The following is a 25,210-nucleotide window of genomic DNA, read 5'->3' as shown; positions in this document are numbered from 1 at the left end:
ACAACACAGCCTAATCGAACATATACAAGCCATTTAAATCTATAGTTGAAATAATTAGCCAAATGAGAACAATAACTTCAACTGAGCTATCTATACTCTGTTTGCAGCTAGTATATCTACAGCGTTGTTTACCCCATCGTTGCTATGCGGTGTTTTACCTTCACCAGTCACTCAATCATTTTCCGCTAGATGCTGTCGAATGCGTTCTAAAGCAGACGGCGTATCTGCATCCCAGAAGCAATATGCAGGCAGTTGCACCTGCGCTCCATACCAGTCTGTCCCTTTCAGCAAACGACGCGCTCCCTGATCGCCCGTAAGCTGCTCCAGCCCATCCCACATCGATGCAGCAAATAATATAGGAGGCGCCGCTCCATTCGCTCCCGTTGCTGCTACATAATCAAGCTCTCGCTGCTCCTGCCATTGTGCGACTAACTGCTGAATATGTGTCGGCTCCAGCAAGGGCTGATCTGCCAGCACGATCAATATCGCTTGCGCAGACGGGATATGCTCCCGTACATACTGCACACCCTCTCGAATCGAATAGGACATGCCAAGCTCCGACTGCTCGCACGCGACTAGCTGCATTCGTTCGCTGTGTAGCTGCCTTAGCTGTTCACATTGCGCCTGCCATGCTGGTGAGGAGTGAGGAGAATGCACAACCACAATCGAAGCTAGCTCACTAACCTGTAAAAGTACAGATAGAACTCTTCCACCCACAGTTTCGCTTTTGGCATCTTCATGATTGATAGGCACCATGGAGCCATGCTCGACAGGCAGAACGGTGCTCGATTCATTCTCACCTGCTCCATCTATAGCATAAAGCCGCATAGACAGCTTATCCCTGCCCATGCGGCTGCTTTTACCTGCTGCAAGTACCAGTGCGACGATGCTCATGACGTGTTACCTCCCGATTCTGCTGCGATTTGCCTCGCTTTACTGCGATCAGCTCAGCAGCGATGCTAATCGCAATTTCATCTGGCCCATCGGCACCAATCGATAAGCCAACAGGTGAATGCAGATTCGGATACTCTGGCAGTCCATCTAACAATCTTCGTGTTCGTTGAGACGAGCCCATAATCCCCAGATACGTATATGGACAATCCTGTAACAGCTCTATCCACTCACGTTCACGCGGAAAATTATGACTCATCAGCAGTACATAATCGCCTTGACCCGGACGAATCTGCTCATACAGCTCCTGCGGAAATCCAGTTACACACTGCGCCCCTGGAAAACGTTCAGGTGTACAAAGCGCTGTACGCCAGTCACCGATCACAACCTCAAAGCCTGCGGCACGCGCCAGCGTATGAACAAGCTGTGCGTCATCCCCTGCTCCGATCAGAATCAGACGTGGCTTGGGACGATACGTACGGATGAATATGGACTCAGCTTCCACTTCGGAGGCATGAGTAGCATCCGATAGTGACATAGCCTCATGATGAGCAAGCACCAGACTGTGCGTATGATCTGTAGATGAATGAGGTGGCGTAACCTCTGTAGTCGCCTGATATCCGGTCACTAAGCTATAGTGTACACGCTCACCAGCACGACGAAATTGACGGGTTAACCGCACCACTTCGCCCGCATGTAGTTGCTCGTACATCGTGTTCAGCAGTCCACGCAGCTCGTCACGAATCGGTTCTAGCAAAATATGGAGTAGACCACCGCAGCCTATATTTTCACCCCAGGATAGATCATCCTTCGGACGCATATCGTATTCGACGATACACACTCGTTCACTATCCCACGCCTGCTCCACACGGGCGCACAGATCATCCTCCAGGCAGCCCGGGCTAATCGTGCCATAATGGCGACCGTCCTCGGTCAGAAGCATCGAGACCCCTTCCTTGCGATACGCATGTCCTTCAACGTGAACAACAGTAGCCAGCACGGTACGGATATGCTGTTTATCCTCTCGCAGTACAGCTTCACACAGGTCTTTCATATCCATAGTGTGGGTCTCCTTTCTTTGGTGGGGGTGGGGAATTTTATGCTTTTGGGTTGGGAGGGGCACCACTTCGGGAAGGAATAAGGGAACGGACTCGGGTGGAGCCGCGGGAATCTTTTGGATTAGGAATACATGAAGATTCCCGCCCCTCCAAAGGAGTCCTTTTCCCTTATTTCCTTCCCTTCGTTCTGTGCTTGTGCAGCATGTGAGCATAAAGATTCGCACATCGTTGGGGGTGTAGCAGTTTGGACAGAATTTTAAAAGCTTTTTGTACTGAAATTGACTTCATTGTAAATCAACCGATAAATTAACCGATTCGTGTTAGTAGGCGTTTGATCGATTTATCGGATTCGTGCATGACGATGTGGCGGTCGATGGTGCGTACTTGTTTGTTTTCGAATACGATTTGACCGTCGATGAGGACGGTGTCGACGTTGCTGCGGCCGGCGGAGTAGACGACTCTGGAGTAGACATCGACGTCGTAGGATGGGAAGGTATGGTAGTCGTTCAGGTCGAGCAGGACGAGGTCTGCTTTTTTGCCGACTTCGATGCTGCCGATTTCTTTGGACATGCCCAGCACCTCGGCGCCACCCATGGTTGCCATACGCAGGACAGTTCGCGCATCCATGACGGTCGGGCCATGTGGTACTTTTTGCATGAGAGCAGTTAAGCGCATTTCCTGAAACATATCGAGATTGTTGTTACACGGTGCGCCATCTGCGCCGATACCGACGTGGATATGGCGGTTCATTAGGTCGGGAATTTCGGCGATGCCGGAGGACAGCTTCATGTTCGAGCCGGGACAATGGGTAACCTTGACGCCGCGCTTGTGTAGAATTTGCTTTTCCTCCTCGCTCAGCCAGACGCAGTGTGCCAGAATGAGGCGTGGGTTCGCTAAGCCGATATGGTCGAGATACACGATATTACGCATACCGCGTTCCTGCTCGACCAGTGCGATTTCGCCGCGATTTTCCGATGCGTGGGTATGCACCTTGACATGGTAACGGGCAGATAGATCGCGTACCTCGGTGAGCAGCCGCTCTGTGCAGGATACGACAAATCGCGGGCAAAAGGCATACTGGATACGTCCACCGCCGAAGCCGTTCCATTTTTCCAGCAGGTCGACGCTTTTTTGCAGAGATTCGTCGGTCTTTTCCTGTAAAGGCTCAGGTACATCGTCGCCGTGATCCATCATGACCTTGCCGGAGATCACTCGCAAGCCGCTCTGTGCCATCGCTTGAAATGCGGAATCCGTATGATGGACTGTTTCCATATCGCAAATCGTCGTTGTTCCACTGGAGATCAATTCGCCAATTCCAAGTAATGCAGAATAATAGATCGATTCCTCATCATGCGCCGCTTCCAGAGGCCAGATTCGTTTACGGAGCCAATCCATCAGCTCCATATCATCGGCACGACCACGAAAGATCGTCTGACATAGATGAATATGCGTTTGGATAAAACCGGGCAATAATGTTTTGCCGCGTGCATCGATTTCACGATCAGCTACATCATCGAGCTGTACGCCGATTTTGGTAATTTTATTATTTTCGACGAGTACATCGCCGATGAAGACCTCTTCACTTTCGTTCATCGTAACAATTTGTGCTTGACGGATCAGTATGCTTCCCACTCTTGGTTCCCCCTCTAGTCTGCTAACGGCTGCAACCTGCTCCTTCATGCTATACCTCTATATAAAGCAATCTGTTCACAGGTTGCATGAAAGCCGGAGCGCTGGAAAAGCTGACACTGCACCCTGTGCAGCGATAACTTTTCTCTCAACGCGTCCGGCTTAATCCTGCTCGTTCTATTGCTGGATCATTGGATATCGATCAATGGAAAGGATTGTCGACAATCTCTATTTTGTTCATATGCTATTTCGTTTATACACCTATCCTATGAATGGTAGCAGCATCTTAAATGCCAATCGCCAGACCATCACTACGCGGGTCGGCAGCTCCACTGAACGTTCCATCCTCAGCGATCAATATCCCCTGCGCTTCACCCATTAATGCATCATAATCACGCACTGCTTCTACCGTATGACCATAAGCCTCCAGCCTCGAAGAGATATCCTCATACGAACGATGCTCAATCTTGAGTGTATCGCTGACATCTCCCCATGTTCGTCCATACAGCCAGCGTGGTAGAGCAATTGCCTGCTGCACTGTCAGTCCATAATCGATCACACCTGTCAAAATAGATAGCTGGGTCTGCGGCTGTCCCTCACCGCCCTGCGTGCCAAGCAATAAGTACGGTCGTCCATTTTTCAATACCATCCCCGGCATCAATGTATGGAAGGTACGCTTGCGTGGCTCCAGCACATTCGGCTTGCGATCATCAAGTGAGAAAAACGAACCGCGATTTTGTAAAATCACTCCACAGCCATCCGGTACATACGCGGAGCCAAAGTCAAAATATAGACTCTGAATAAAGGACACTGCATTGCCTTCATCATCCGTTACAGCTGCATACGCGGTATCCTGTCCCATCATCGCGGATAGATGTTCAGCCGCCTGTGGACTGGCTTGCATTTCATGCCATAGCTGAGACGCATACGCCTTGGATAACAGCTGCTCCAGCGGAATTTCACGGAATGCCGGGTCGGTCAAATAACGATCCCGATCGCGGAACGCCTTTTTCACCGTTTCCGCCATCAGATGATAGAACTCTGGCGAGAAGCGTGCAATCGATGACACTTCCGTATGCTCCAGCATATTAAGCATCATGAGTAGTGAAAAGCCCTGCGTATTCGGCGGCAACTGATACACCTCATGACCACGATAGCTGGTCGAAACAGGCTTTACCCATTCGCCATGGTGAGCGGCAAAATCATCTGCTACCAGCGGACTACCATCGCGAGCTGTAGCCGCACCGATACGCTGCCCCAGCTCACCTTCATAAAAGTAACCTCGACCTTCTGAGGCCACCCCGCGCAAAACGTTAGCCAGCTCTGGCTGTACAACCAGCTCGCCCTCCTCTAGCGGTTGTCCAGCACGCAGGAAAGTCGCACCTAAATACTTATCCTGTCGCAGCCATTCCAGATCACGTACTGTCCAACGCGCCAGACTCGGCGATGCTGGAAAGCCCTCTTCTGCATACCGGATCGCTGGTGCCATGACTTGATCCCAGGCTAATCTGCCATACTTTTTCCATACCGCTTCCCATGCATCGACCATGCCCGGTACCGTTACGGCTGCCAGTGGGCCACGTTGCGGAATCTTTTCAAAGCCCTGTTGCGTATAAAATGAAGCTGTCGCTCTAATTCCAGAGCGACCACTTCCGTTATAGGCGTCTATTGTGCCTGTTTTTCCATCATGAATGAGGAAAAAGGAGTCGCCCCCAACACCTGTCATATGCGGATACACTACACCAAGCACCGCGCTAATTGCGACGGCAGCGTCCATAGCGTTTCCGCCGGATTGTAAAATAAAGGCCCCGGTCTGGCTCGCCAGATAGTGTGGCGCAGCTACCATTCCTTTGCGCGATTGCGGCATAATGTTCATTAGCATACGACTTCCTCCTTGCCTGCATAGATAGCAAGAGCCGCTTGTACCCCTGCACCCGCAGGTAGCTGCATGCCATGATAAATTAGCGTCGCTTCCAGTGCGCCGAGCACATGCAGTACATTTTTGCGACTGCTGCTGTAGCCCATACTGCCGATGCGCCAGATGCGTCCTTTTAGTGGACCGAATGAGCTGGCAATCTCAATCCCAAAATCATCAAGCAGCATCGAGCGTACACTTTCGCCATCGATTCCTGCCGGAATTTCGATACAGGTGACAACAGGTAAGCGATGCTCGTCTCCACCAAATAGCTCCAGTCCCATCGCCTTCACACCAGCGACAATCGCAGCTCCATTTTGGCGATGACGCTCAAAGCGCGCTTCCAGTCCCTCCTGATGCAAAATGCGCAAACCCTCACGCAAGCCATACAGCATCGAGGTCGCTTCCGTATGATGATTCAATCGTGCAGGGCTCCAGTAATCCTGTAGCTGTGCCAGATCAAAATAATTACTGCTAATTCGGCGACTGTTGATCTCATCGCCCGGTGCACGCAATCCGCGCTCAATACTTTTACGTGCTAGAATTTTGCGTTCAATGCGTTCATTGTAGGTGATCGGTGCCATGCCTGACGGAACGGATAGACATTTCTGCGTCCCACCGATTACCGCATCCAGCTTCCAATCGTCTACATATAGCGGGACACCACCGATCGTTGCTACCGCATCAACGACGAGCAATACATCCTGCTCACGGCAAAAGTGACCGATCTCACGCAGTGGTTGCATACAGCCCGTAGACGTTTCCCCATGTACCATCGCAACGATAGCAGGACGGAATTCGCGAATCGCCTCTTTCACCTGCTCTGGATCGAACACGGTTCCCCATTCGGTTTCCAGTGTCATCACCTCGCCGCCACAGCGCTCGGCAATCTCAGTCAGCAGATGACCAAACCGTCCGTAGATCGGAACCAGTACGCGATCACCTGGCTCGATAATGCTGACCAGCACAGCCTCCAGACCGGAACGTGATGTACCATCAATCGGATAACACCACTGATTGTCAGTCACAAACAGACCTCGCAGCATTTCCATCGTTTCATTCATCAGCTCGGTAAAAGCAGGGTCAAACTGACCCAGAATCGGATAGGATAATGCACGCAGCACACGCGGATCGACCTCAACCGGTCCCGGTGTCATAATCGTACGTGGCGGCGGGGAAAGCTCTTTATACTGTTTCATCACGTTCACCTCAATAAGCAGTTTGATATAACCATTGTGTTAACACGCGGAAGCCCTGTACGAGCTCCTCTGACGCGGTATATTCCAGCGGATTATGACTGATGCCATCACGACTTGGCACAAAGATCATAGCCGACGGACACATCATGCCGAAAATCTGAGCATCATGCCCTGCACCGCTCGGCATCTGGCGGCTATGAATACCATGTTGCTCGCAAATATGTTGTAGCTCATCGATCATGCTCGAGTTCATTAACACAGGCTCTGCGCGAAGATTTTCCTGCCAGAACAGGGTCATTCCTTCTCTAGCCGCAATCGCAGCTAGCTCAACACGCAGGCACTCGGTATATTCGTCGAGCTTCTGACTATCCAGATGACGAATATCGAGTGTGAACATCGTCTCTCCAGCAATCACATTCGATACACCTGGAAAAGGCTGAATATTGCCAACTGTAGCGACCAGTGGATCACCCTCTGCCAGCGCGCTACGGCGTACGGTCGTAATCATCTCAGCTGCACAGGCAAGCGAATCACTGCGCCAGCCCATCGGCGTTGTACCTGCATGATTACTTTCTCCAGTGACACGAACCTCAATGCGACGCTGTCCAACAATGCCAGTTACAACCCCGATCTGCTGCTCGCTTCGTTCAAGTACACAGCCCTGCTCAATATGAAGCTCAATATAAGCACCGGGCTGTCTGCGACCCGATTCATACGGCGATGCTACTCCGAATCCGGCCTCCTGAATCGCTTTGGCGAGAGTGACTCCATTGCGATCCTGTACATTAGGCAATTCCTGCACCGTATATTTTCCAGTGATATTGCCTGAACCCCAGTACGTAAGCGGAAAACGACTTCCCTCTTCCTCAGCAAGCGATAAGGCTTCTAATGTACGTTTAGGCGGGCCATAGGCTTCCTTTAAATAAGCAAGTGCCAGCACCGCTGCCACAACTCCGTAGGCACCATCATATTTGCCACCCATAATGACCGTATCGATATGAGAGCCTGTAGCAATCGATGGAAGCGAGGGTTCGGTTCCCTGCAATCTTCCTGTCAGATTACCAGCCTGATCGTAAAAGGCATCCAGTCCATGCTGTGTCATATATTGCGCTAAGGCATCCTGCGCTGCCACCCATTCTGGTGTATATAATAGACGACTTACGCCGCCCTGCGGATCTGCACCATAACCAGCAAGCCAGTCCAGCATGGGCTGTAGTTGCTCGCAGTATTGCTCTAGTAGAACTGTAGTCTGAGCCGTTGATTTAACCATAGGTGACACCTCCCGACTTATACGCGACCCCTTGTCCGATTCGTTCAGCTGCAAGCCCTTGCTGCTCACTATAGACGGTCGAGCCACGTACGATCGTCTCCACAATCGTTGACGAGAAAGTATAGCCGATATATGGACTTTGACGATGCTTATCTAATAAATCTGACCGTTGCAGCGTTTTCCCCCGACTGAGATCAACCAGCACCAGATCGGCGTCCATTCCTTCGGCGATAAGCCCTTTACAATGAGCTAATCCAAGACGCTCGGCTGGACGCTGTGCCAGCATGGTCATAAGTGCAGGTAATGTAAGACTACGGCGATGATATCCTTCCTCCAGCATCAGCAGCAATGTGCTCTGCGCACCAGCAATGCCGCCCCATGCCTTGAAAAAATTGTCCGTCTGCTTCAGCTCCGGTGGACAAGGTGAATGATCGGATGCCACAATATCGATCAGTCCCATCTGCACCGCCTGCCATAGCTGCTCCTGCTCAGCCTCCGAACGTAGAGGCGGCGCGCATTTGGCGACTACGCCTTTCTGAAGCAGATCCTGCTCCGTAAGCACCAGATAGTGCGGACATGTCTCTACGGTCACATTCTGTCCAGCCGCCTTGGCTGCTATGATAACGTCTACTGCTTCACGACTGCTGATGTGTACAAAATGTAACGCACATCCCGTCTCCTGACCTAGCTGCAATGCATTGCGTACTGCACGTACTTCCGCTTCGATCGGACGAGAATGCGCATAATCCAGCTCTCGGATGTTGCCTGCCGCTTGTGCCTCAGCCGCAAGTGCAGCTACCATCTCTTCATCCTCAGCATGCAGGGCAAGCACATATCCAAGTCGTGCAAGCTCCTTCATGCCTTCCCGCAATGTAGCCTGATCGGCTCGTGTGAAAATATCCTCTCCATCACCGCCAGGCTCCGACATAAATGCTTTGAAGCCAGGTACGCCACCCTCTACCAGTCCTTGTAGCTGGTCTACATTGCCTTCTACCAGTCCACCCCAGAGCGCATAATCGACATAGGAATTTCCGTTTGCCGCCTGCTGCTTTAATTCAAGACGTTCCTTGCTCGTCGTTGGCGGCACACCATTTAGCGGCATATCGACATAAGTTGTGATGCCTCCAGCTGCCAGCGCAGCCGATCCGGTCGTGAAACCTTCCCACGATGCCAGACCTGGCTCATTAAAATGAACATGGATATCGACTGCACCTGGCAGTACATAAAGCCCGTTCGCATCGATCGTTCGCAACGCCTGCTGCCCTTGCAATGAAGGAGCGAGCTGTACAATTTTACCGTCCTGTATCCCGATATCCAGCACTTCTACACGATCTGGCAGAACCACTGTTCCGCCTTGAATGATGACATCCAGCCTATGCGTCATGGCTGCCGCTCCTCTCGATCCAATCTATATATAAGGCATACTATAGCCCCATGTCATCTATAATTCAGTGATGATCAGCTTCCACGATACGTACTATATCCACCAGGCGATACTAATAGTGGAATATGATAGTTACTATCCGTATCTCGAATCTCAAATCGAAGCGGTACGATATCCCAGATCGAAGACGCTGCCCCAGCGCTTGCCAGTGTACGATGATAATCCCCTACATGGAAACGAAGCTCGTATACGCCTGATTTCATCGCTTCGCCACTTAGCAAAGGAGCATCCACACGTCCATCATGATTCGTCACCGCTACTGCCAGCTGCTTCCCTGTTGCGACCTCATACAATTCAATCGCTACGCCTACAGCCGGACAGCCCTGTCCGAGATCAAGCACATGCGTCGTCAGTTTACCACCACTCATACGCTCAAGCCCTGACGTTCTGCCCAATCATTCATACGCAAGCCAACAATAATATTCACCTGCGCTAAAGCCGTAGCGAATTCCTGCTCTTTGGGTTGACCGTTACGTTGCTCCATAATGTCGAGAATCTGAGCAGCATTTCTTCCTTTTACAGCCAGGATAAATGGAAACTGATACGTATCCGTATACTCCCGATTCAAGCGTGATAGCTTCTCATATTGCTCAGGAGTCAGACTATCCAATCCAGCACCTGCCTGCTCAGATTGAGAATGCTCGGTCATCTGAATCCGCGCTCCCAGATCCGGATGCTGACGCAGAAGCTCTAACTGCTTCTCTGCTCCAGCTTCATCCACAACTGCTTTCATTTTATCTAACACATCCTGTAAACTATCAAAAGGAGCTTTTTTCCATGCTTGCTCGATCACCCATGGAGAATGCTCATATAAATTACTAAATTGTGCTACAAATTGCTCTTTCGTCCATGATTGCCACGGTTGAGATGTACGTTCCACTACGATCGCCCCATTATTCGTTTTATTTTTATCATTTTACGTCAGGTTATCGAACATATCAATTAAAGCTTTATTTTTTTGTTATATAAAATAACATTGAAGTAGGGTTTTGTGAATGATGCCTTAATACAAAAAGAGCAAGCATCCATAGACGCTTGCTCTTTGTTATTGTGGTGTCGATCCTGTTTGCTCGATCCATTGTGAAGTCGGTGGTTGATGATACAATGCTGTTATGCCGATGTACAGACCGATCATTACGACGATCACAGCACCCAGCACTATCCAAATGCTCCGTTTCATATGAATTCATTCCTTTATCGAATCAGCATGTATGAGTATGTTGCAGTTGCTTTACTCTGAGCCTGTTTATCCGTTATTTTTCAAAAACTTACGGAATGTGAACACCATTTTTAGCTTCAATAGATCATTCGTCTTTTTAAAATCCATCTGGAGCAGACTACCGATCTTGTCCATACGATACGTCACCGTATTGCGATGCACATACAGCTGCTTAGCCGCTTCGTTAATCAAGCCATCATTTTCAACAAAGGCTTCCAGTGTGCCCATGAGTACCTGATTCGGATCACCGTCTCGAATCATCAGCGGCTCCAGCACTTTATTACAATACGTTTCCATAATATGCTCAGGCACATGCTGAAATACATAGGCGAATTCAAGCGTATGGAACTGCAACGCCATATGCCCCATACCAAACCGCTTCGCCAGCTTACGTGTCTCCACCGTCTCCTGATATGCCTCACGGAACGATTCTGGCTTGAGCTTAATATTGCTAATCCAGAAGCGCGGACTGCCACCATCACTCGCCAGCTCTGCCATATCCTCAAACCGTGTCATCAGAAAGGCAGATAGCTCCTCTCCATAATCACGCTCCGATGGACATGTATAGATCGACAGAATCCCTTCCTCTACCCGAAAATGCTGGGACGGAAATAGCTGCATCAGCGGATTATACTGTAGCTCCTGATGAATCTGAGCCAGCCGTTTTTCGGAGGAAAATGCCTGCGGCTCCAGCGTTGTCAGCACACATTGATACGGTCCGCCAAACAGGCTAATCCCAAGCCGTTCTGCACCTTGAATCAAATCGCTAATCGAAATCCGCCGTGCCAGATGCTCTGCCATCAGGGTACGTATCTTATCCTGTAAGCCTGGATTAATATGCTCCCGATACGTTGTATCCATGTGAAATGCCAGCACCTCGGCAGCTTGCTGGAACAGCTCTTCCTCTTCACGCAGCTGAATCGCCGTATCTGTGAATACGAGTAGGAAGCCGTATTGCTCATCCCGCTGCATAATCGGCACGCGGTAGCAGCTACCCTGATTCCATTTCACACGGGTCAGCGACATTTTCCACGGCCAACCCTGTAGTAATCCATCCTCTTTGCCCTCGCCGCTGTTATACAGCACATGACCACGTGAGCCAATGATCGCGACCGGATATTGAATAATGCCCTCCAATGCAGCAAATACATTGCTTTGTGAATCCTTGTTTAGCGCGAACTGCATGAGCTGTTTCTGTTTGTGTAGCACCGATTGCAATAGCTTGGTGCTCCGCTCATGCTCCACCTGAAACAGGGCATTCATCTGATCGGAAAAGGTAAATTCAAACGGCAGTTCTAATAGCGGAAACTGCAATCGATCGGCTTCTTCGATGATCGCCTGTGGAATCACATCCCAGAAGCGTCCCAGCTTCACGCCCATGCCTGCACAGCCACGCTCATTCAGCTTACGCATCAGCTTGATCGCTGCCTCCTGATCATCCTTCATCAGAAAAGCCGTTGTAAACAACATCTCTCCACTTTTAATCCAATCTGCGATATCCGGTGCATCCATCACATTCACCGACTTCATCAGCCGGGACGTTCCCCCGGCACCCGCAACAAGACGCGCCTCCGATAACGGATAGACCGCCAGCGCTTCCTTGACAGTCAATTGCATACGAGCACCCTCTCCCCCGTGTTTCACTTTGCATTCCCTGTACTGTGGTAGCTACAGGACAGTATGGTTTGCAGTTTTCAGCCGAGCAGCTTGCGATACAACCGTCTAGTTCAGCCGTTAAACTCAAATATTGTCACGTATTATAACATACAAATTATTTAATGTACTATCTTGTATATTTCACAAAAATATGCCCGTTTTCAAACCTTTGCACAGATGCGATTTTCATTTGCACTGAATGATGGATGAACACGGTATACACATGCTGAATATTCCTACCAAGCATGTACGATTGCGGAACGAGTTGCATCCTAATCATACCTTTTCATCCTGAATGTTCGCTCTATACTCAAGACACATACACGCTGAACTAGACGTTATGGGATTAAAGAAGACAGCAATACAGTCGTCGTTGCGTGAATAAACATAGGATCAGGATTCGTCTTCAACATTACCGTTAACCCGAGTATACCAGTCACCAGGGTCTGCGCATGAGCCTGTGCATCATAATCCGGGCTCAGTTCCTTTTCAACAATCGCTCGTTCCAAACGCCGGGTAAATAGCGCACTCAAATACATCTGATGCTCCCTTGTCAGTACTGCAAAACGCTCATCATGCGGCGCCAGCTCTACCATCGTATTGATGCAAAAGCAACCATATTCGATCTGATGCTGATCATCCGATTGTGTCACATACTGAAATAAACGCTCAAAAGATTGTCTCGCTGTTGTGTCCTGCTGCAACAATCGATCGATACGCTGGGCATGCTGGTGATTATATCGACGTAATGCCGCTTCAAACAATGCCTGCTTATCACCAAAGGCAGCATACAGGCTTGGTTTCTGCAAATCAGTTACAGCCGTTAGATCAGACATGGATGTTGCTTCATACCCTTTGTGCCAGAACAGATTCATCACCTGTTGTAATACATACTCCTCATCAAATTCGCGTTTTCTCGCCATATTCACACCTCTTTTTATACCGATAAGTAAATAATATAATTCCAATAAGCGAACAATTAACTAATCATTTTTCTTTATGATTATAGCATATACAGCCTACGTCATAACTTGTATTTATTATTATCGCTTGACACTATTTTATGAAATGATTATATTGAACTTAAATTATATACCAATCGGTATAAAATAAAAATAAGGAGTCTCTTCTATGAAAATTTCTCCAACCTCTCTTTCGATCAAAACATTATCTATGCCTGTTATCCTATTATTAGCTACAGCATGCGGACTGTCTGTCGCCAACATTTATTATGTTCATCCCATGCTTAATGTTATTGCAGCCGATCTACATATGAACATAGCGTTGGCTGGCTCCGTTATTACAGCTACGCAAATTTGCTATGCATGTGGCTTATTATTTCTGGTGCCATTAGGCGATCTTTTACCACGTCGTCAGCTTATTATCGGGCAGATGCTAGTGTCCGCTCTGTGCCTGCTGTTTGTAGCTACAGCCTCTGGATCTACTTCATTCTGGATCGGTATTGGGCTTATTGGTGGATTAGCCGTTGTCGCACAGACGATCATTGCAGCCGCAGCATCGATGTCTGCGCCACAGCAGCGCGGCCAAACGATAGGCTTCATTACAAGCGGCATCGTGATCGGCATTTTACTCGCTCGTGTGCTGGCTGGGTTGCTGACTGATCTGGCAGGCTGGCGCTCCGTCTATGGCTGCTCCGCTGCTGCTTTACTGTTGATTGTCGTTCTGCTGTATCGCTACATGCCAGCGACACCAGCTCCTTCTACTCGCCCCTCGTATAGCCAACTCGTCTTATCCACCCTGCAATTGTTCCGCGAATTACCTGTACTGCGTGTACGAGCATTGCTGGCCATGCTGATCTTTGCAACGTTTGGCACGCTATGGACAGCACTTGTATTTCCACTAAGCACAGCACCATTTTACTTTTCTCATAGTACGATTGGTTTGCTTGGCATTGCCGGGCTAGCCGGAGCGGTTGCGGCTTCACGTGCGGGTGTATGGGCTGATCGCGGCTGGGCACAACGTACAAGTGGTATCGCCTTAGCCTTACTGGTGCTCTCCTGGGTATTTATGTGGAATATGTATCATAGTGTATGGTTTCTTATTGTCGGTATTATCGTACTGGATCTGGCAGTGCAGGCTGTACATGTGACGAGTCAGAGTATGATTTTGAGTGCACGACCACAAGCAGAAAGTCGCTTGACAGGTGCGTATATGGTTTTTTATTCGATCGGTAGTGCATTGGGTTCGCTGGCGGCAACATGGGTGTACGCTCGTTATGGTTGGAATGGTGTCTGCTGGCTTGGGTTGAGCTTTAGCGCTGGCGCACTCCTATGCTGGACACTAACGCGGCGAATGTCCCGTGTGCCAGTATCGGTTGTAGCCTCATCCTCTACAGGTCATTGTAAATCTACGGGATGAATCCCTATAAGAATGAATAGCACCCACATCCTAACCTGTAATAATACATCTGTACCAGGTAACTATATAAATCTAATTGTAACTATAAATAGAATCAAGCAACGGCTCCTTTAAGGAACAGCTTGATATTTATGCCTGATCAATAAGCTGAATAGCTAAACAAACAGACTGCCCACTGATCAATGGACAGTTTGTTTGTTTAGCTGTTATCTATTGCTGTTGTCTACTACGATTGCTTATATTGTTTATAACCATAGCATAACTGCGCATTGCCTCTTGATCGCTATATGCACCTACACCAGCCTCTCACAACATGGCTGGCTTATGCTTCTTCCTCCTCCACATCCGCATGGAAAATACAAACATACGAATCCGAAGCCCCTTCATCCAATTCCGTACTCATCACCGAAAAGCCGATATTACGATAAAATTCCACGCCTTCCGCATCGGTTTCAGCCATTAATACCGCTGGCTTTTCCTGTTCTAGCAGCAGCAAAATGATTCCGCGCCCGTAGCCAAGTCCGCGCTCTTCCGGTACAATGGCGAGATGGCGAATACGGAGTGCGTCTTCCATCTCCTGATCGGCTGCACAGCCAATCACACCGATCGCTTCGCCATCCTCTACATATTTGTACAGCCTTTGCTGCGGATCATTACGATATTGCTCCAGTACCGTATCCAGTACCTCATCATCTGGAAATACAGCATAGGACAATAGCTCACGCAATTCAGCATCATCCAGTCGTTCATTCATTAATTCAAGCATAATCGTTCCTCCCGTTTATCAAACACACCCCAATAGTTTACCCTGTTTGCTCGTCCTGCTGCAATAGCTTCGGCTCATTGGATGGTGGCTGCTTGCTCGCAGCAAAGGTAACCCAGTTCCCCTGTAGCTCAATTTCCCGATCATCCTTGTTTTCCTCAATCGCCTGTGCTACAGCTTTGCGAGCGATAATATTCCAGCCCTCATACTCACTTTCCAGTAGCTCCAGCAATTGCGTTGTATCCAGATTCAGCTCGATATTACCTTCCTCTGCATTTCCGTTCTGCTGGTCTACCTGCTGCACCGATGAAGTCATCGAGATAAAATGAATGCCACCCATCCGCGTACCTGCTTGCATCCGTTGCAGCACGTCGTGTAAAGCCTGCGGAGAGGATACATGCTCCAGACATCCGGTCGCAATCATATAATCAAACTGCTCGGGTTCAATCTCATAATGCTCCACATCGCCAACGATCGCTTGTACACGGTCGCTCACCTCATATTCGCTGGCATATTGCTGTAGCTGTTTGATTGCATCCTCCAGCAGATCTACCCCGACGACCTCTCCACCCTGCTCCAGCTTTTGTGCGACAGGAATGGCATGTCGCCCTACACCACATGCCAGATCCAGTACACGCGGTGCTGGTGTATATTGGAGCAAGCGCTCCAGTAGCTCCATCACTAACGGGGTTGGACGCGACATCCAGCTTCCATCCTCAAACAGCTTATTTTCCTTATAAAATTGCTCATGGTACTGGTTCTCTGATTCTCTTGCCGTATTGAATGAAGCACTCATGATGATATCCACCCTTCTGTCTCATTATGTTATCGTATACCATTACCCCACACACCGAATTGTTATCGCCTACCCACTCAGGATGACCCATTTTAGTGTTCCAAGTAAAGGGTTATCCTATCAGAGCCGATCCAATCTGCTACTTAATATTCTGCACCGAAAAGCATACAAAAAAACCCGCATCCCCTGAGGGGTGCAGGCTTCCTAACTATCCATCCTACGATAAAGCATCGTACAGCTATTGTTATTGAATCGATTCTGGCATCGATTTTGAATACCCTATTGTCTATCTTTTGTTAAATGATGATCAGGGTAATTATTATGCTGTAGGACTTCACCTAAGCAGCGGTGTGCTTAATTCACCAGCTGCTTCAGCTCCATACAGACCTGATCATACGCCGGGAATAACGATTGCACCAGCGTCTCAATGCCGTCCAAATTAGTTTCACGTGCCTTCTGCTCAATCTCAGATAACAGCTTGGACAGATGATGCACACCAATGCTCAGACTGCCAGATTTTAATTCATGTGCTGCTTCGGCAAGACTTTTCGCGTTTCGTTCATTCGCCAGTCGCTGTAAGCGCTCCAGCTTTCCAGGCGTTTCGTTTTGATACATATCGATCAGCGTACGTAATACCTCCGGGTCACCCTCTTCATTCAGCTCAATAATCTCCTGAATGACGTTCATATCAAGCACCTTTTCGGTCGTTGCCGCTGCCGGTAACCATTTATGCAAAATGCGGGTCAGGCTTTCCAGATTGACTGGCTTGGTTAAAATGTCATCCATTCCGACCTCCAGACAGCGCTGTCGATCCTCTGGACTGGTGTTCGCAGTTAACGCAATGATCGGTACGGGCTCGCGCAGCTTCATGCGTTCCAGATCCCTAATTTTGCGTGTCGCCTGGAATCCATCCATGACGGGCATGCGATTATCCATTAACACCAGTACATACTGATGCTGATGAAATACATCGAAGGCTTCCTGACCATTGGTCGCTAGATGAACATTGCTCATGCCCATCTTCTTCAGTTGAAGCTGAATAACCTGACTGTTAATCGGATTATCCTCTACGATTAGAATAGGCTGATCGGTTACGCGAGCAACTGGAGCATTCGATGCATGACGATTGCGCTCCTCTATACCTTTTGCTTGCTCTTGCTCCGATTTTGCCTCGGTCGTTGTATTTTTTTTCAAAGGAATATCAAACCAGAAGATAGAACCTTTGCCTTCATCGCTTTTCAAATCAATTGTCCCTTCCATCAGCTCCACCAATGACTTACAGATGGAGAGGCCCAGCCCTGTTCCTTCCACACCGTGCTGCTCCGGACGTTCTGCCTGTGCATAAGGCTGGAATAATCGTTTTTGCTGGTCCGGTGCAATACCAATGCCAGTATCGGATACTTCGATATGGAGAACCTGTAGATTTGCACGGTTTTCCTTCAATTGCACACTTACTTCGATTTTCCCGTTCCGCGTAAACTTATTGGCATTGTTGATCAGATTAAGCAGAATCTGACGGATTCGTCCGCCATCACCAATCAGATCACTTTTTACGCGATAATCGATAAAGGTTGAAATGGTATTCTCATTTTCATTCGCTTTCGGTTCAATGAGTCGGATAATATGATCCAGCAGAAGACGCATATTAATAACGCCTTCCTGTAGCTGCATTTTGCCTGCTTCCATCTTGGACAGATCAAGCATATTGTTAATCATACTCAGCAGCAGCTCTGCTGATTCCTGAATAAGCATCACCGAGCGCTTCTGCTCCTCTGATAACTCCGAGGACATTAGCATCTCCGCCATCCCGATCACACCATTCATCGGTGTGCGAATCTCGTGGGTCATAATCGCGAGAAAACGGGCACGTGCCTGATTCGCCTGCTCTGCTTCCTCACGTGCTGCACGTAGCTCCGCATTACTTTTAGCGAGTAAACGCTGCAAATTCACAAGCTCATTGTTCATAGCCGAAAATTCAGAAAGTGCTTTTTCTTCCTGGTGCTTACTCTGGATAATCTGGTGGGAAAGATCTTCAATTGTTTTGCGCAAAACCATGATTTCATGCTCTGCATTTGTCATTGCCTTCATCTTCCCTTCCCCATATTCTGCTGAACACCGGCTATTGCTGTCCCGCAGCAGGTACCAGAGTATCAGCCAGCTTGGTTGCTCCATCTGCATCAGGCGCATAACCATCGGCTCCAACTTTTTTCCAGAGTTCCCGATCTATATTGAAAGGCAAACCACCCACAATAATCTTAACGTGTGCGGCTCCCTTACTACTGCGAATTGTCGTAATAAATTGCTGCACCAGATGCACATGAAAAGTCATCGTTACGGAAATCGCCACCAGATCTGCTTTGTAGGAAATAATCGCTTCCAGCAAGCTACGATCCGGTACATTCGCTCCAAGATAATACGTATCCCAGCCTTCCATTTCGAAGAAATCGGTCAGCATGCGTATGCCCATTTCGTGCATCTCATTACCGACACATGCCGATACGAGGCGACGAGCTTGAGTAGCATGGTGCGCTGACAACCACTGTGGATACAGCCTTGACATGATGCTTTGTGTGGCAGCCGTACAATAATGCTCCTGTGCGACATTAATCTCGCCTGTCTGCCACAATCGTCCAACTTCATATTGGGCGGTTTGAAAAATATACAGATAGATATCCTTGATACTGATCCCCTGCGCTAATAGATCGACTACTCCTGCATAAGCGAGCTTCCGGTCCCCATGCAGCAGTTGATCCAAATACGTCGCAGCCTCTGCACCAAGCGGCGCATCTGCTGTTACATAACATACAGGCGCATCTGCCTGAGCGACATAATCGATGCCCAGATCAAGATACTGAATCACATGCTGCCTGTCCTGATGATGGAAATGCTCCAGCAATACACTACGAATTGCGAGTAGATTAACGACCAGATCCTGCTCGGTTACCCGATATCCTCGCAAAAGCAGTTTGAGCCAAGAGATATAGTTCATGAACAGTGCAGGACTTTTTAAAAGTACGCTTTCCGCTAAATAGCTCAGGCTGTACATCGAGTCCTGTTTTGTTCTGTCTCTACCCTTGGCCCCAAATCGATGAACCAGATCCGGTTGTTTCAGGTATTGAATGATCGTCACCTGTTCTGCCAGTCGGTCCGCTTGTATAATTAATTGTTCACCCGCTGTTCCTTGCTCCTGTAATGCCATCAGCGGACACCTCCTGTACAATGGCAGGGGATTACTCCGCGCGTACGACATAACGCTTTACAGTAGGTTTAATATCTGATAACTCCTGATCAGGATACTGGCGTTCCAGCTCATGAATACGCTGAAAATCGGTTCCTTTTACCCAGGCGATGTAATCGCTTTTCGTTTGCCAGGTTGTCTGCACCACGAATTCCGCTGGTGTGTTCTCGCTCTGAAGAAGTTGAAAAGATACAAAGCCAGGCTGCTCGTCCACAAGTCGGCTCCGGTTACGGTAAATGTCGATCAATTGCTCCGTCTTATGCTCCGGCACCTGAATGATGGACTGCACGATATACACGAAGTAATGTCCCTCCAAGCAGTAATGAGAAAAGATCCTTCATTGTCCAGCGCCCCTGCCGGACAGAATCTTGACTCGTCTTCCATTTATACGATTTCGATCAGCGTCGACCGGCAATAGATGCAGCAGCCAACGTTCGAGTGCGTTAGTGAAATTTTCCCATACATCAGTTAATTAAGCAAGCTCCCTTGCACCTATGTCACTTCGAAATCGCAAAATTATTATATTCTAGCAGGTATTGAGTATGGGAACTTGAGCCGTACCAAATGCCATAATTCCTACACGAAAACCTGCATTACCAGATAAACAAAGGGCTCGACTCCATAGACATCGCTATTGTCGAACCCCTTTGTTCTGTTTCCATGTCGCCCTACTATAAACCTTATAGTCCAAATATACAAGTTTAATTTCGCAAAACCATTTTTTACACTCTAAATAAATATAACATTATTCAGTATCAGTCATCTTAAATAAAGGGATTCATTCATTGTATTTAACTATACTATCCTTTCATTCGTTTCTGAGACGTCAACGTTCTTTGCCCAGTCACTCTCATCCCTCAAGTCGATTATGCAGATGTGCTCCATGACAATCTCATCTAGCATGCTCAAACAATCAAATAATTACACACTATTAGTAGAAGGGATTTTTTCAGCTGCTGAATTCATTCATGCATCTAGGCTGCTAATAAAGAGATTCGCAATTCGTTTCGCCTGTACACTAGCTGACAGGTATAATATCTTCCGCATAAAACATTTCGTCCTTACGAGGCTCGAATCGGACTCGCTGATCCATACCATAGATGCCTTCCATCTGGAAAAGATATACAGCAGGTCGATCGACTGCCAGAATCTGCTGCACCTCCTGGTATTGCTTTTCCCGCAAAGTTATATCCGTATTGGTAGCGGCAGCTTGTAACAATCGCTCGGTCTTCGGATTGTTATAATCCGTTTCACCCACTGCTGCCGATTTCAAATAACGATTAAAATTATTCGAAGCATCGAATAACGAGTTACCGATCCCGATGATAAATGCTTCTTTAAAAGCTTTAGAATCATAACGCTCCATAAAAGCACCGGGCTCTAGCACGTCCAGCTTCGTTTTAAAGCCTACTTGATCCAGCATGGCACTAATCCTGCTCGCGTACTCCTTATACGTGGAGGAAGCGCTCAGATGGATCTCAGGCCCACCTGTGCTATAGCCTGCTGCTTGCAGCAATTGCTTCGCTTTTGACGGATTGTATAATGCTTGCTTGTATAAGGATAGATTTGCACCAAAATTCCCCGGCGTAACCGAGGTACGCGTAACAATCCCTGCTCCCCCGGCAATGCTGTTCACCAGACTTTGCTTGTTAATCGCCAGATCGATCGCTTCACGTACTTTGGGATCAGCAGTCGGGCTTCCTTCTGACATCCGTAAAATAATTTGCAGTACACGCTGAATCGGCGCTTTTACAATCGTCTTGCCTTTCACTTCATTAATTCGCTTGCTATCGGTAGCTAGAAGTCCGGTAGCGATATCGATATCGCCAGCCAGCAGTGCAGATACGCGTACTGCTGAATCTGGAAGAGCCCGGAATACAACTTCATCCCACTTCGGCTTCCCACCAAAATATTCATCATTACGTACCAGCTCCACACGATCATTTTTCATCCATTTACCAAATTTGTACGGCCCGGTGCCTACAGGCTGATTCAAAAAAGCGGCGATTCCGTTCGTATCAATGTACTTCGAGGGTAGCATCCCTGCTCCCGTTTTGCAGAGACGATTAAGCAGCAACGGATCAGGCCCGTCGGTTACAATATCAACCGTGTAATCATCGATCACACGTACTTCCGCGATGTTTTTAAAATACGAGTTCTGCTTGAGAGAAGTATCTTTGGCTACGCGCTCCAATGTATACTTCACATCCGCAGCAGTAAAGGGATCGCCATTATGAAAATGCACCCCCTGCCGAAGGTTGAAGCGCCATGTGTTATCATCTGTTTTCTTCCATGACGTTGCCAGCACTGGAATCTTATGCTGGTTATTATCATTTTTGAGCAAATAATCAAACATATTCACAAGCACCGCTTCGCTCACCGTATTCGCATTATTGGGTGGATCAAAGCTCTCGATATCTGCGGTAGTACCAATCGTGAGCACCCTACCTGTAGCATGAACATCAGACTGTTCCATCGGATTAGTCGAACTGCTGCTATTCACACTACAACCGGCAAATATACTAGCTATAATCCCTATTACAATACTGCCAGTTAGCCATCTCCCCATCATCCTGCCGCACTCCCATTCTCACGATTGTTAATCTCACTCTATGTATATAAGGTACCAATTCTACCTCATTCTAAATAGCGACAAAATATGATTTTTTCCTTACTATACTTACTCCTTTTGAGCAGGTCAATCTTTATTCTAGCTCTATACATAAGACGCTATCTAACCCGTGAAATCATCCAAGAAATGGCATCGCTAAACACAAAAAAAGTCTAACCGATAGAAGCTATCGGTTAGACTGTCTTATCCGCCGCGGCAAAGCCGAGCTTTTTTAGCAATGGAATCACGACCAGTTTTTCTTCCTGTGTCAATCCTGCCATCGCTTCCACAATGGCTTGCTTATGCTGATCAAAAATACCTTCAAAGAACGAATTGCCCTGCTCTGTCAGTTCCGCGAAAATAACACGGCGGTCATTGTCACACGAACGGCGAGCAAGTAAATTTTTCTTTTCCAGCTTATCGACCACATAGGTGATATTACCGCTTGAGATCAGTACCTTTTGTCCAATCTTCTGTAGTGGCTGCGGCTCATCGCTATGATACAAAAAGTCCAGTACTCCCAGCTCGGTCGGGTTCAGACCATAGCTCTGAATATCGGCATTGATCAACGATACAACCGATTGATAGGCTCTCGATAAAACCATCCACAGATGCAAAGACTCTTTCTCCACATCGTTAACAGGAGCAGTTGTGCGATTGGCCTGTTTCATGATTTGTTCCTCCCTCATGATGTATAACGCCTGAACGTACTACAATCATGTAGTACATCCAGGCGCCATTCTAATCTATGGATCGCTTCAAAGGATCACGTATGAATACATCCATTCCATTCATTCGGCAGCGGGCAGTCGCTGCGGGCATGATCTGCCTGTGAGTATGAATCGCATTCGATAAGATACTTCGACATCGGCATTTCATATTCCTTCCGACCCCAGCTGCTTGACTGAAGGATTTCGCTGTAATGGGAATCACAGACAAGCGCGAGAGCCAGTCAAACGCCCTAAGGCGGGTAAGCCATCTACAGCAAGCTGTCAAAAGCTTATATTAGAATTGTTTTGCAACTTCTTTTGCTTGCTCCAGACCTTCTGCAACGATTTGTGCAGCACGGTCAGGGAATGCGTTGTGACCTTCGATCAGGAATTTCTCAACATCTGTAATGCCCCAGAATCCGAGCATCGATTTTACATAACGAACAGCCAGCTCAACGTCTGCGCCAGGGCCTTCGGAATATACGCCACCACTTGCGTGCAGCAGCATTACTTTTTTACCGCCAGCCAGACCTACAGGACCTTCTGGAGTGTATTTGAATGTTTTACCTGCTTGGGACAGGTAGTCGAAGTAAGTATGCAGAACCGCTGGAACCGTGAAGTTCCACAGTGGGAATGCGATAACGATTTTTTCAGCAGCCAGGAACTGGTTCATGTAACGGTTCACACGATCAACAGCTACTTGCTCTTCAGCGGATACGTCAAAGCCTTGACCTGCTTTGTAGTTCGCACCGATTACGAATGCATCGTAGTAAGGAGGATTTTCTTCAAACAGATCTAGCACTTCTACTTCATCCTGTGGATGGGAAGCTTTATAGCTCTCCAGGAAGGCATCGTACAGTTGTACGCTGATTGCTTGATCGGCAGGACGGTTGTTCGCTTTTACAAATAAAACTTTAGACATCGTTTTCTCTCCTTTGGCTCTTCAAAAAATTATGATTTAGTAAATCTTGATTTAAAGATAGTATAACAAATCATTTTTGTCAACCGTTATTGGCAAAATCAATTCGTAAAATAATTAAAAAAACCGGAGCCGACTGCATAACAGTCTGTCCGGTTCAAGTGTGCCTGTAATTTGGATTGTATTCTTTACTCTATAATGAGTGCGTTATTACTTAGTGCCATCTATTATTGCCCGGCGCGCTTAACCTCAATCGTGCCACTATTATAAGCAACGACTACCGCGCTTGCCAGACCGATAAATAGTCCATTATCAACCACACCCGGAATATCGTTCAATTGCCGGTGCATACGAGCTGGATTCAGAATCTCATTGAAATGACAATCCACTGTATAGTTGCCGTTATCTGTAATGAATACCTCACCGCTGTCCGTTTTGCGCAGTACCGGCGTACAGCCCAGACTTTCGAGCTTTTGAATCGTCCACTCATGGGCAAAGGTAACGACCTCTACAGGTAGTGGGAATTCACCCAGACGCTTCACGACTTTATTTTCACCAGCGACGATCATCACCTGACGACTACGTGCAGCTACGATCTTCTCGCGCAGCAATGCACCGCCACCGCCCTTGATCAGATTCAGATCCGGGTCGACTTCATCCGCTCCATCAATGGTCAGATCAATCGTACCGACCTCAGCAAATGGCAAAATTGGGATCGACAGCTCGCGTGCCAGCTTCTCCGATTCCTCTGAAGTTGCTACCGCCTGAATACGCATTCCCTGCTGCACCAGCTCACCAATTTTACGGATGGCATAGACCGCAGTTGAGCCTGTACCTAATCCGACTGTCATTCCATCTTCTACCCAATCCACTGCTTTTTCAGCAGCCAGCTGCTTAATATTCATCGTTTCGTTCACTCCACTGCTCAGATTTTTGTCCTGTTTTTCCATCACTTCTGTTAACAAGCAACATACCCATTCTAATCCACATGAGAAGAATAACATTCCAGTTCTGGCATGTATGGCTATTTATGTATTAAAATACGTCTGCATACATGGATTTCCTGAATCAATTGAACTATACTGAACTGAAACTGGCGAATACACACCATCTCAATCTCAATTCATTCCCATTTGAAAAGGAGCCTGCCTTATGCGAACTCAAGATCAGATCAAGGCCAAGCTACATGAGCTCAACACACAAAAGACGAATTTGCGCACACGCCTCTCTACACTCACACCAGAAGCTGCTGCTTATACCTCATTACATCAGCAACTCGCTCGATTGGAAGATATGTCTACCATGCTAGAGTGGGTGCTTGACCAGCCTCAAGGCAATTACCACAGCTAATACGCTCTATTTTATATTTTATCCCATGTATTTCAGAAATACAAAGTAAATCGCTCATCGCGAATCATGTCAAAAATTGTAATATTTTATATTGTAAAAAATTAATTTGAAATGTTTCAAGTCGGATTTTTCAGGGTATATGCTAATAGTCTAAAAGAACTAC

The 25,210-nt window shown here is 47.8% G+C and carries 23 protein-coding genes; 2 read left to right on the top strand and 21 right to left on the bottom strand.

Annotated features, from left to right (window positions below; all coding sequences use genetic code 11):
- Positions 1-171: 171 nt before the first annotated feature.
- The 12 genes from IEX62_RS16155 to IEX62_RS16105 all read right to left on the bottom strand — a co-directional run bounded on the left by IEX62_RS16155 (position 172) and on the right by IEX62_RS16105 (position 13,204).
- Positions 172-894, bottom strand: a complete 723-nt coding sequence (locus tag IEX62_RS16155; RefSeq protein WP_188776575.1) for a nucleotidyltransferase family protein — start codon at positions 892-894, stop codon at positions 172-174.
- Entirely contained in the window at positions 860-1,951 is a 1,092-nt protein-coding gene (locus IEX62_RS16150; RefSeq protein WP_188776574.1) for an XdhC family protein, read from the bottom strand. The genes IEX62_RS16155 and IEX62_RS16150 overlap by 35 nt, the downstream gene beginning before the upstream one ends.
- A 304-nt stretch (positions 1,952-2,255) precedes the next feature.
- Positions 2,256-3,581 carry a 5'-deoxyadenosine deaminase gene (locus IEX62_RS16145; protein ID WP_188776573.1) on the bottom strand — a complete coding sequence of 442 codons (1,326 nt, stop codon included), beginning with the start codon at positions 3,579-3,581 and terminating at the stop codon, positions 2,256-2,258.
- A 283-nt stretch (positions 3,582-3,864) separates the two neighbouring features.
- A complete protein-coding gene (ggt, locus tag IEX62_RS16140; protein WP_373289152.1) occupies positions 3,865-5,454 on the bottom strand; it encodes a gamma-glutamyltransferase in 1,590 nt (529 codons plus the stop codon).
- The gene (locus IEX62_RS16135) at positions 5,454-6,692 is read right to left on the bottom strand and encodes a pyridoxal-phosphate-dependent aminotransferase family protein (RefSeq protein WP_188776571.1); all 1,239 of its coding nucleotides are present in this window, start codon (positions 6,690-6,692) and stop codon (positions 5,454-5,456) included. Before IEX62_RS16135 ends, ggt begins: the two co-directional genes overlap by 1 nt.
- A gap of 10 nt (positions 6,693-6,702) precedes the next feature.
- Positions 6,703-7,962, bottom strand: a complete 1,260-nt coding sequence (locus IEX62_RS16130) for a M20 family metallo-hydrolase (RefSeq protein ID WP_188776570.1) — start codon at positions 7,960-7,962, stop codon at positions 6,703-6,705.
- Positions 7,955-9,346, bottom strand: a complete 1,392-nt coding sequence (gene allB, locus IEX62_RS16125) for an allantoinase AllB (RefSeq protein WP_188776569.1) — start codon at positions 9,344-9,346, stop codon at positions 7,955-7,957. Before allB ends, IEX62_RS16130 begins: the two co-directional genes overlap by 8 nt.
- Before the next feature lie 74 nt (positions 9,347-9,420).
- Positions 9,421-9,774, bottom strand: a complete 354-nt coding sequence (gene uraH, locus IEX62_RS16120; protein ID WP_188776568.1) for a hydroxyisourate hydrolase — start codon at positions 9,772-9,774, stop codon at positions 9,421-9,423.
- The gene (uraD, locus tag IEX62_RS16115; protein ID WP_188776567.1) at positions 9,771-10,286 is read right to left on the bottom strand and encodes a 2-oxo-4-hydroxy-4-carboxy-5-ureidoimidazoline decarboxylase; all 516 of its coding nucleotides are present in this window, start codon (positions 10,284-10,286) and stop codon (positions 9,771-9,773) included. Before uraD ends, uraH begins: the two co-directional genes overlap by 4 nt.
- Before the next feature lie 165 nt (positions 10,287-10,451).
- Positions 10,452-10,586, bottom strand: coding sequence for a hypothetical protein (locus IEX62_RS23965; RefSeq protein WP_268239821.1), 135 nt, complete (start codon positions 10,584-10,586; stop codon positions 10,452-10,454).
- A gap of 66 nt (positions 10,587-10,652) precedes the next feature.
- Positions 10,653-12,242: a PucR family transcriptional regulator gene (locus IEX62_RS16110; RefSeq protein WP_188776566.1), complete on the bottom strand. Its 1,590-nt coding sequence runs from the start codon at positions 12,240-12,242 to the stop codon at positions 10,653-10,655.
- A 377-nt stretch (positions 12,243-12,619) separates the two neighbouring features.
- The gene (locus IEX62_RS16105; protein WP_188776565.1) at positions 12,620-13,204 is read right to left on the bottom strand and encodes a TetR/AcrR family transcriptional regulator; all 585 of its coding nucleotides are present in this window, start codon (positions 13,202-13,204) and stop codon (positions 12,620-12,622) included.
- Between the two features lie 208 nt (positions 13,205-13,412).
- Between IEX62_RS16105 and IEX62_RS16100 the strand changes: the two genes are divergently transcribed.
- Complete coding sequence (locus IEX62_RS16100; protein WP_188776564.1) at positions 13,413-14,660, top strand: MFS transporter; 1,248 nt, start codon at positions 13,413-13,415, stop codon at positions 14,658-14,660.
- 322 nt (positions 14,661-14,982) lie between these two features.
- On the opposite strand, the gene IEX62_RS16095 is transcribed toward IEX62_RS16100, so the two are convergent.
- From IEX62_RS16095 to rpiA, 9 genes are all read right to left on the bottom strand, one after another.
- On the bottom strand, positions 14,983-15,426 hold the full coding sequence (locus tag IEX62_RS16095) for a GNAT family N-acetyltransferase (protein WP_188776563.1): 444 nt from the start codon (positions 15,424-15,426) through the stop codon (positions 14,983-14,985).
- Between the two features lie 37 nt (positions 15,427-15,463).
- Positions 15,464-16,219 (bottom strand): class I SAM-dependent methyltransferase, encoded by a 756-nt coding sequence (locus tag IEX62_RS16090; RefSeq protein ID WP_188776562.1) that lies wholly within the window; start codon positions 16,217-16,219, stop codon positions 15,464-15,466.
- Positions 16,220-16,573: 354 nt separating this feature from the next.
- Entirely contained in the window at positions 16,574-18,307 is a 1,734-nt protein-coding gene (locus IEX62_RS16085; RefSeq protein WP_188776561.1) for an ATP-binding protein, read from the bottom strand.
- 31 nt (positions 18,308-18,338) lie between these two features.
- Positions 18,339-19,418: a cobalamin B12-binding domain-containing protein gene (locus tag IEX62_RS16080; protein WP_188776560.1), complete on the bottom strand. Its 1,080-nt coding sequence runs from the start codon at positions 19,416-19,418 to the stop codon at positions 18,339-18,341.
- Between the two features lie 31 nt (positions 19,419-19,449).
- On the bottom strand, positions 19,450-19,755 hold the full coding sequence (locus tag IEX62_RS16075) for an antibiotic biosynthesis monooxygenase family protein (RefSeq protein ID WP_188776559.1): 306 nt from the start codon (positions 19,753-19,755) through the stop codon (positions 19,450-19,452).
- A 720-nt stretch (positions 19,756-20,475) separates the two neighbouring features.
- A complete protein-coding gene (locus tag IEX62_RS16070; protein WP_373289149.1) occupies positions 20,476-22,029 on the bottom strand; it encodes an ABC transporter substrate-binding protein in 1,554 nt (517 codons plus the stop codon).
- A 233-nt stretch (positions 22,030-22,262) separates the two neighbouring features.
- Complete coding sequence (locus tag IEX62_RS16065; RefSeq protein ID WP_229685855.1) at positions 22,263-22,739, bottom strand: MarR family winged helix-turn-helix transcriptional regulator; 477 nt, start codon at positions 22,737-22,739, stop codon at positions 22,263-22,265.
- A 334-nt stretch (positions 22,740-23,073) separates the two neighbouring features.
- Positions 23,074-23,700 carry an FMN-dependent NADH-azoreductase gene (locus IEX62_RS16060; RefSeq protein WP_188776557.1) on the bottom strand — a complete coding sequence of 209 codons (627 nt, stop codon included), beginning with the start codon at positions 23,698-23,700 and terminating at the stop codon, positions 23,074-23,076.
- A gap of 224 nt (positions 23,701-23,924) precedes the next feature.
- Positions 23,925-24,602, bottom strand: coding sequence for a ribose-5-phosphate isomerase RpiA (gene rpiA, locus IEX62_RS16055; protein ID WP_188776556.1), 678 nt, complete (start codon positions 24,600-24,602; stop codon positions 23,925-23,927).
- Between the two features lie 247 nt (positions 24,603-24,849).
- On the opposite strand from rpiA, the gene IEX62_RS16050 reads away from it, so the two are divergent.
- Positions 24,850-25,047, top strand: coding sequence for a hypothetical protein (locus IEX62_RS16050; protein ID WP_188776555.1), 198 nt, complete (start codon positions 24,850-24,852; stop codon positions 25,045-25,047).
- The last annotated feature ends 163 nt before the right edge of the window (positions 25,048-25,210 follow it).

Origin of the sequence: Paenibacillus hunanensis (assembly GCF_014645615.1) — a bacterium.
GTDB lineage: Bacteria > Bacillota > Bacilli > Paenibacillales > Paenibacillaceae > Saccharibacillus > Saccharibacillus hunanensis.
Note: the sequence above shows the minus strand (reverse complement) of the source record. Positions and strands in the feature narration are given on the sequence as shown.